This is a genomic window from Agrococcus sp. HG114, assembly GCF_024723325.1.
Taxonomy (GTDB): Bacteria; Actinomycetota; Actinomycetes; order Actinomycetales; family Microbacteriaceae; genus Agrococcus.
The window spans coordinates 1-7,513 of sequence record NZ_JANQCH010000112.1 but is presented as its reverse complement, the minus strand read 5'-3'; the positions used below and the strand labels follow the sequence as shown (position 1 = coordinate 7,513).

The following is a 7,513-nucleotide window of genomic DNA, read 5'->3' as shown; positions in this document are numbered from 1 at the left end:
CTCCTCACCCGCGCCGACCTCATCCTGCTCGACGAGCCGACGGCGCACCTCGATGCCCCGACCGCCGAGGCGATGATGCGCGACGTGCGCGACGCGACCGCCGACCGCGTCGTGGTGCTCGTCTCGCACCGCCGCGCCGACCGCCTCCCCGAGGACGAGGTCGTGCGCCTGCCCTGAGCGGTGCCGCGGCCGGCCCTGTGCGTGCGCCGCATCGCCATCGGTCTGAGGTACCGATCGGCCCCCGGATCGCTCCGAGGAGGGGCCAGAACGTGCCTCGAACGCGAGCGCTCGCTGCAGCGAGCCGCGAGGCGCGCTACGCCACCAGCCGCTTGAACCGGTCGCTCCCGCGCGACGACCCCGACGCATCCACCTCGGCCCCGGGCACGCCGCTCGCCCCGACGTGCAGGATCGCGCGCGCGAGCACCTCGTCGCGCACCTCGCGGCGGGCGTGGTCGTCGGCGAGCATCTCGACGAGCGCGGCGACCTCCGAGTCCGCGAGCGCCGCGATGGGGAACCACGGCAGCGCCGACCGCCACGCGCGGAACGCGAGCAGCAGCAGGTCGTGCCGCTGCTCGACGTGGGCGCGCTCGTGCGCGATCACCGCGACGAGCTCGTCGGCGTCGAGCCGGTCGAGCAGCCCCTGCGAGAGCACCGTCACCGAGCCCACCCCGCGCGGCAGGCAGTAGGCGACGGGCACCGCGTCGTCGAGCACGCGCGTGCGCGCGCGGGTCGGATGCGGTGCCGTGAGCATGTCGAGCAGCTCCAGGTGGCGTCGGCGCTGGCGTGTCACCTGCACGACCGTCACGGCGAGGTGCACGAGCAGGTAGGTGAGCAGCACCGCCGCCGGCACGAGCGCGAGCCACGGCTGCTGCGGCGCGATGGCGAGGCCGATGAGCGCGAGCGCGCCGATCATCGACAGGCCGCCGGCGAGGCCCACGGCCTGCCACACGAGCAGCGCGATCACCGGCGCGCGCATCGGCCACGCGGCGCGCGCGAGCCAGATCGGCACCGGCCACGCGAGCAGCACCGCGACGAGCCCGAGCATGACGGCCGCCCACACCACTGCCCCGTAGGGGATCAGGAACGCGCCCTCGAGCGCGGCGGCGGCGTCGGGCACGGGGGTGCTGCCGTCAGTCCGCGCCGCGCAGCAGCTGGCGGAGGGTCGCCGCGTCCTCCGCCGAGACGGAGCCGACGAAGCGCTCGAGCACCGCCATGCGGTCGCGCGACTCGCCCAGCACCTCGTGCATGAGCTCGGCGACGTGGTCCGCGCGCGAGGCGACCGCGGCGTAGCGGTGGGGCCGCACGCCGCGGTCGGCCGCGACGAAGCCCTTCTTCTCGAGCCGCGTCAGCACCGTGAGCAGCGTCGTCGCGGCGAGCGGGCGACCGGCGGCCTCGAGCTGCGCCTGCACGTCGTACGCGCTGAGCGGCTCGGCGGCGTCCCACACGGCATCCATGACGGCGCGCTCGAGCTCGCCGAGGGTTCCCATGGTCTGCTTCCGCACCATCGCTCCTCCTGACTCGAGCCTCGACGCGTGACGCCACGCATCCGTCGCACCGATTCTACATCGAGTCGAACTTCTTCTATGCTGTGTAGAAAGAGTTCTACGCGGAGTAGAACACTGTGAGCAGAGGAGAGCCGGCGTGGAAGCGCTCGACATCGCCCGGTGGCAGTTCGGCATCACCACCGTCTACCACTTCATGCTCGTGCCGCTCACCCTCGGGCTCGGCATGGCGATCGCCGTCATGCAGTCGATCTGGGTGCGCACGGGCGACGAGAAGTTCCTCCGCATGGTGAAGTTCTGGGGCAAGCTCTACCTGATCAACTTCATCCTCGGCGTCGCGACCGGGCTCGTGCAGGAGTTCCAGTTCGGCATGGCGTGGAGCGAGTACTCGCGCTTCGTCGGCGACGTCTTCGGCGCTCCGCTCGCGCTCGAGGGGCTGCTCGCCTTCTTCGCCGAGTCGACGTTCCTCGGCATCTGGGTCTTCGGCTGGGGGCGCCTGCGCAAGGGCCTCCACCTCGCGGCCCTGTGGTGCGCGGTGATCGGCTCGTGGCTCTCGGCCTACTTCATCATCGTCGCGAACTCGTGGATGCAGCACCCCGTCGGCGTCGAGCTCGCCGCCGACGGCCGCCCGGTCATGACCGACATCTGGGCGGTGCTGACGAACAACACCGCGATCGCCGCCTTCACGCACACGATCTTCGGCTCGCTCATCGTCGCGGGCATGTTCCTCATCGGCATCTCCTGGTACCACCTGTGGCGTCGGCGCCACGACGGCATCGACACGACGGATGCGTCGGGTCGCGTCGTCGTCGGCGAGGCCGCGTCGGTGCCGGGTCGCGACAAGACGGACCACGGCGTCTGGCTCTGGTCGCTGCGCGCGGGCGCGGTGCTCGCGATCGTCGCCTTCGGCGGCACCGGCATCACCGGCGACTGGCAGGGCAAGCTCATGTACGAGCAGCAGCCGATGAAGATGGCCTCCGCCGAGGCCGCGTGCCACACCGGCTCGTCGTTCTCGGTGCTCTCGATCGGCGACCCCGGCACGACCGACTGCCGCGACGTCGTCACGCTCATCGAGATCCCCGGCGTGCTCGGCTTCCTCGGCACCGGCGAGTGGGGCGCCGACATGCCCGGCATCACCGACCTCGAGCCGCAGTACGTGAACCAGTACGGCGAGACGATCCCCGACGACGAGCTCTATGGCTCGTTCGCCGGCACCGAGGTGAACTACGTGCCGCCGATGTGGGTCACCTACTGGGGCTTCCGGCTCATGATCGGCCTCGGCGGCATCACCGCCTTCGGCGCGCTCGTCGCGCTCTGGCTCACGCGCCGCGGCACCGTGCCGACGTCGCCGTGGATCATGCGCCTCGCGATCCTCGGGATCCTCGCGCCGTTCGCCGGCAACATCGCCGGCTGGATCTTCACCGAGATCGGCCGCCAGCCGTTCGTCGTCGCGCCGAACCCGGACCCGTCGGGCATCGACGGGGTGTTCATGTTCACCGCCGCCGCGGTCTCCCCCGGCGTCACCGCCGGCGAGCTGCTGTTCTCGGTCATCACCCTCTCGGCGGTGTACGCCGTGCTCATGGTCGTCGAGATCGTCCTCCTCGTGAAGTACGTGCGCGGCGGGGTCGCGAGCGCCATGCCGGAGCTCGCGCACCGCAACGCGCCCGCCGGCGACGACGGCGACGAGCCACGCGCCCGTGACGACGTGCTCGCCTTCGCGTACTGACGCATCCGCCCCCTTGCTTCTGGAGACATGATGGAACCGCTCGCGATCGTCTGGTTCGTGCTCATCGCCGTCCTGTGGATCGGCTACCTGCTGCTCGAGGGCTTCGACCTCGGCGTCGGCATGCGGATGCTGTTCGCCTCGCGCGACGAGCGCGAGCGCCGCGTGATGCTCAACACCATCGGCCCCGTCTGGGACGGCAACGAGGTGTGGCTCATCACCGCCGGCGCCGGCACGTTCGCCGCCTTCCCCGCCTGGTACGCGTCGCTCTTCTCGACGCTCTACGTGCCGCTCACGATCGCGCTCGTCGGGCTCATCCTGCGCGCGGTGTCGATCGAGTGGCGCGGCAAGGTGCACACCGCGCGCTGGCGCTCCGTGTGGACGGCGGGCGTCGGCCTCGGCTCGCTCATCGCCGCGTTCTGCGTCGGCGCGATGCTCGCGCTCACGACGCTCGGGCTGCCGATCGACGGCAACGGCGACCGCGTCGGCGGGCCGTTCGTGTGGCTCGGTTGGCCGGCGATCGTCGGCGGGCTCGCGATCGTGGGCTTCGCGCTCGCCCACTCGGCGACGTTCCTCGGGCTCAAGGCCGACGGGCCGGTGCGCGAGCGCTCGATGCGGTTCGCCGCGACGTGGGCGCCGCTGTGCCTCGTGCCCGCCGCGGTGTGGGCGCTGTGGGTGCAGCTCGAGCACGGCGGCACCCTGCTCTCGTGGGCGCTCGTGCTGCTGGCCGTGGCGGGCGGATGCCTCGGCTGGGCCCAGGCGCGCCGACGCCGGGAGGGCCTGGCCTTCACCGGCTACGCCGCGTTCGGGCTCTTCGGCACCGCGGCGATCTTCGCGGGGCTCTTCCCGAAGGTGCTGCCGTCGACGATCGACCCCGCCTTCGACCTGACGATCATGAACGCGTCGAGCAGCCCGTACACGCTCGGAGTGATGACCGTGATCACCGCGGTGAGCCTGCCGATCATCCTCGGCTACCAGGCATGGAGCTACTGGGTGTTCCGGCGCCGCGTCACGCCCGGCATGATCCCGGATGCGCACGTCGTGCTGCCTGCGATCCTGCGGGACCGCGACCGGGGCGCGGCCGCTCCGCGCGCGTAGCGGCCCGCGCGCGGAGCGGGTCGCTCCCCGGAGCGGGCGTCCATCCGGTCCGTGCTCGCTCTCCCAAGCAAGCGCCCACCCGGCGCCCTTCACGGACCCCTTTCCGGCGAGCGGACCCGAGATCTCGGGTCCCCTCGCCGCGAAGGGGTCCCGTTCGGCGGCAGATCGCAGCGGCGCGCTCAGTCCTCTAGCTTCGTGAGCGCGGAGCCCTTGTGCGCCGCGATGTGGTCGGTCTTATCGCTCTTGATCTCGTACTGCGGCTCGTCGCTGCTCGCCCGGCGCGTGCGCCCCATGAACTCGAAGTCGCGCTTGTGGATCTTCGTGATCCTGCCGCGCACGCGCCCGGCCTCGGAGTTCCAGCTGACGTGGTCGCCCACCTCGAACGTCTCGGTCATGGGCTCATCGTGCCGCGGCGCGCGACGCTCCGCCACCCGTCGATGACGCTCCCGTCTGCGGTCGGCGAGCGGGCCGGAGTCGTCGTTCACAGCTCCTCGAACCGGTAGCCCGCGGCCTTCACGAGCTCGTTGAAGGCGGCGCCGACGCTCGCGCCCGATGTGGCCGCTCCGCGCAGCTCGCGGAAGACGCGCGGCGGCACGAGGAAGTAGCGGTAGACCGCCCCGCTCTGGAACTCGGCCTCGAGGACCGCCGACGCCGCGTCGTAGCCGATCGACACGAGCACGCTGCTCGTCACCGGCATGCGCTTCATCGACGGGCCGCCCGAAGCGACGCCGCTCGGCTGCGGCTGAGCCGATCGCGCTCCGCGATGTGCGTCATGCCGCCCATGGTGCCCTGCCAGCCTCCACGCCGACGCACCGCTTTCTAACGAACACAGATCTTGACGAAAGAAGCGGCGGGGTGTTCGATCGACCCATCGACGGAGGTCATCATGAGCATCGCCATCGTCGGCGCCGGTCTCGCCGGCGCCACCGCAGCGACGGAGCTGCGCAAGCAGGGCTACCGGGAGCCGATCACGCTCATCGGCGGTGAAGCGCACCTGCCGTACGAGCGGCCGCCGCTGTCGAAGGGCTACCTCATGGGCAGGCAGCCCTTCGAGAAGGCCCTGGTGCACGACCGCGGCTGGTACGACGAGCACGGCATCGAGCTCATGCTCGGCACCCGGGCGACCGCGATCGACCTCGAGCGGCGGACGGTGCAGACCGAGCCGGCGGCCGGCGACGGGGAGTCGAGGGCCGTGCGCTTCGACCAGCTGCTGCTCGCCACCGGCGCGACGCCCAGGCGGCTCGACCTCGGCGACGGCGTCGGGCCGATGGTCACGCTGCGCACGGTCGACGACAGCGACGCGCTCCGCGCGGCCTTCCGCCCGGGTGCGCGCATGGCCATCGTCGGCGCCGGCTGGATCGGGCTCGAGGCGGCCTCCGCGGCGCGGCAGTCGGAGGTCGAGGTGACGGTCTTCGAGACGGCCGAGCTGCCGCTGCTGCGCGTGCTCGGGCCCGAGCTCGCGCAGGTGGTCGCCGAGCTCCATCGGGGTCACGGGGTCGACCTGCGGCTCGGCACCAGGGTCGCCCCCGCCGACCTCGTCGGCGCCGACCTCGTGCTCGCCGCGGTCGGCGTCACCCCGGCGATCGAGCTCGCGGAGGCTGCCGGCCTCGCCACCGACGACGGCGTGCTCGTCGACGCACGGCTCCGCGCATCCGACCCCCGGGTCTACGCGGTCGGCGACATCGCCGCGCACGACCACCCGGTGCTCGGTCGGCGGATCCGCGTCGAGCATTGGGACACCGCCATCCGGCAGGCGCGGACCGCGGCGCGCAACCTCCTCGGTGCCGAGGAGCCGTACACGCGGCTCCCCTACTTCTTCACCGACCAGTACGACATGGGGATGGAGTACGTCGGCAGCGTCGGACCCGACGGCTACGACCGCGTCGACATCGAGGGCTCGACGGATGTGCTCGCGGGCCACGCGTTCCGCGCGTTCTGGGTGAAGGACGGCACGGTCGCCGCAGCCATGCACGTGAACGACTGGGACGCGTCCCGCGTCATCCGCGAGAGCGTCGGCGCCGCGAGATGATCGCCGGACATGCGAAGAGCCCCGCCGAAGCGGGGCTCTCGAGTGGTGGACCCGGGGGGAATCGAACCCCCGACCTTCTCATTGCGAACGAGACGCGCTACCAACTGCGCCACGGGCCCTGACCGATACAGCCTAACCGACGCGGTGCCCTTCGACGAAATCGAGGCGACCGCCGCCGATGCGCACCGCTCGCGCGGCGCCCGGTCAGCGCGTCAGAGCTGCTGCGGCAGGCTCGCGTCGTGCTCGAGGACGACCGGATGCTCGGGCGGCGCGTCGAGCGTGTGCCCGACCGTGCAGAGGCGCTCGATCGCCCGCGCAGCGCGCTCCTGCAGCGCGGCGACGTGCTCCGCGTCGAGCGCATCCAGGTTCGCGCGGATGGTGCCCGCGATGCGGTCGTAGCGATCCTCGCCATCGGGCTTCGTCTGGTCGATGTCGACGACCGCCGCGAACTCGGCGCCGAGCCGGCTCGCGATCGTGTGGTCGGCCGAGAGCAGCCCGCAGGCCGCGAGCGCGAGGCCGAGCAGCTCGCCCGGCGAGAAGACGCCGTCGGCATCCGAGCTGCCGATGCGCACCTCCGCCCCGCGGGCGTTGCGCCCCACGTAGGTCTTGGGCGCGATGCGCTCGATGTGCAGGGGCGTCGGCTGCGTGCTCATGCGCTCATCGTAGGAGCGGGGCGACCGGCGGCACAGCGCATCGACCGCTCCCGCCCAGCCGGTCAGTGCGAGGCGCGGACGGCCGCGCCGATGCCGGTCGGGGCGCTGGCCCGCCGGATGCGGGGCTCAGCCGACGCGGCGCGCGAACGCCTCGTGCACGTCGACGCCCGCGAGGTCGTCGTCGACGAGCCCCATCGACGCGAACCGCGAGCCCGCGGTCCTGGGCGCCTGGCGAGCGGGCTGCTCGCGGCGGATGGGGTGCTCGTCCTGCTGCGTCTCGAGCGGCTGCTCGGCGCGCTCGACGTCGAGCGCCTCGGCCTGCGCGACCGCCGCGCGCACCGGTGCCTCGCGGAGCGGCAGCTCGCGCACGGGCAGCGCGGGCTGCGTCGGCGACAGTCGCCGCTCGGTCTCGGTCTGAGCCTTCGCGACCTCGCCGGTCACGAGCTCGTCGAAGCTCGCCTCGAGCCGCGCCACGCGCGCGACCGGGCCCGACAGGGCGCGACGGTCC

9 protein-coding genes and 1 tRNA gene are annotated in these 7,513 nt (G+C 72.5%); 3 read left to right on the top strand and 7 right to left on the bottom strand.

Features of this window, described 5'->3' with window-relative positions:
- Positions 1–313: 313 nt before the first annotated feature.
- Together NWP09_RS10265 and NWP09_RS10260 are read right to left on the bottom strand one after the other, a co-directional pair.
- On the bottom strand, positions 314–1,117 hold the full coding sequence (locus NWP09_RS10265) for a M56 family metallopeptidase (RefSeq protein WP_258275414.1): 804 nt from the start codon (positions 1,115–1,117) through the stop codon (positions 314–316).
- Positions 1,118–1,130: 13 nt separating this feature from the next.
- A complete protein-coding gene (locus tag NWP09_RS10260; protein ID WP_258275416.1) occupies positions 1,131–1,487 on the bottom strand; it encodes a BlaI/MecI/CopY family transcriptional regulator in 357 nt (118 codons plus the stop codon).
- Between the two features lie 154 nt (positions 1,488–1,641).
- Here NWP09_RS10260 and NWP09_RS10255 point away from each other — a divergent pair, with 154 nt between their 5' ends.
- Together NWP09_RS10255 and cydB are read left to right on the top strand one after the other, a co-directional pair.
- Positions 1,642–3,228, top strand: a complete 1,587-nt coding sequence (locus tag NWP09_RS10255) for a cytochrome ubiquinol oxidase subunit I (protein WP_258275413.1) — start codon at positions 1,642–1,644, stop codon at positions 3,226–3,228.
- Positions 3,229–3,258: 30 nt separating this feature from the next.
- Complete coding sequence (gene cydB, locus NWP09_RS10250) at positions 3,259–4,323, top strand: cytochrome d ubiquinol oxidase subunit II (RefSeq protein ID WP_258275415.1); 1,065 nt, start codon at positions 3,259–3,261, stop codon at positions 4,321–4,323.
- 179 nt (positions 4,324–4,502) lie between these two features.
- On the opposite strand, the gene NWP09_RS10245 is transcribed toward cydB, so the two are convergent.
- Complete coding sequence (locus NWP09_RS10245) at positions 4,503–4,718, bottom strand: DUF2945 domain-containing protein (protein ID WP_258275412.1); 216 nt, start codon at positions 4,716–4,718, stop codon at positions 4,503–4,505.
- Between the two features lie 86 nt (positions 4,719–4,804).
- The gene (locus NWP09_RS10240) at positions 4,805–5,020 is read right to left on the bottom strand and encodes a KTSC domain-containing protein (RefSeq protein ID WP_258275411.1); all 216 of its coding nucleotides are present in this window, start codon (positions 5,018–5,020) and stop codon (positions 4,805–4,807) included.
- A 189-nt stretch (positions 5,021–5,209) separates the two neighbouring features.
- On the opposite strand from NWP09_RS10240, the gene NWP09_RS10235 reads away from it, so the two are divergent.
- Positions 5,210–6,352, top strand: coding sequence for an NAD(P)/FAD-dependent oxidoreductase (locus tag NWP09_RS10235; protein WP_258275410.1), 1,143 nt, complete (start codon positions 5,210–5,212; stop codon positions 6,350–6,352).
- A gap of 43 nt (positions 6,353–6,395) precedes the next feature.
- On the opposite strand, the gene NWP09_RS10230 is transcribed toward NWP09_RS10235, so the two are convergent.
- The 3 genes from NWP09_RS10230 to NWP09_RS10220 form a co-directional block, all read right to left on the bottom strand.
- A tRNA-Ala gene (locus NWP09_RS10230) sits at positions 6,396–6,471 on the bottom strand.
- 93 nt (positions 6,472–6,564) lie between these two features.
- The gene (locus NWP09_RS10225) at positions 6,565–7,005 is read right to left on the bottom strand and encodes an OsmC family protein (protein WP_258275409.1); all 441 of its coding nucleotides are present in this window, start codon (positions 7,003–7,005) and stop codon (positions 6,565–6,567) included.
- 126 nt (positions 7,006–7,131) lie between these two features.
- Positions 7,132–7,513: hypothetical protein (locus NWP09_RS10220; RefSeq protein WP_258275408.1), on the bottom strand; the 382-nt coding region annotated here is incomplete at its 5' end.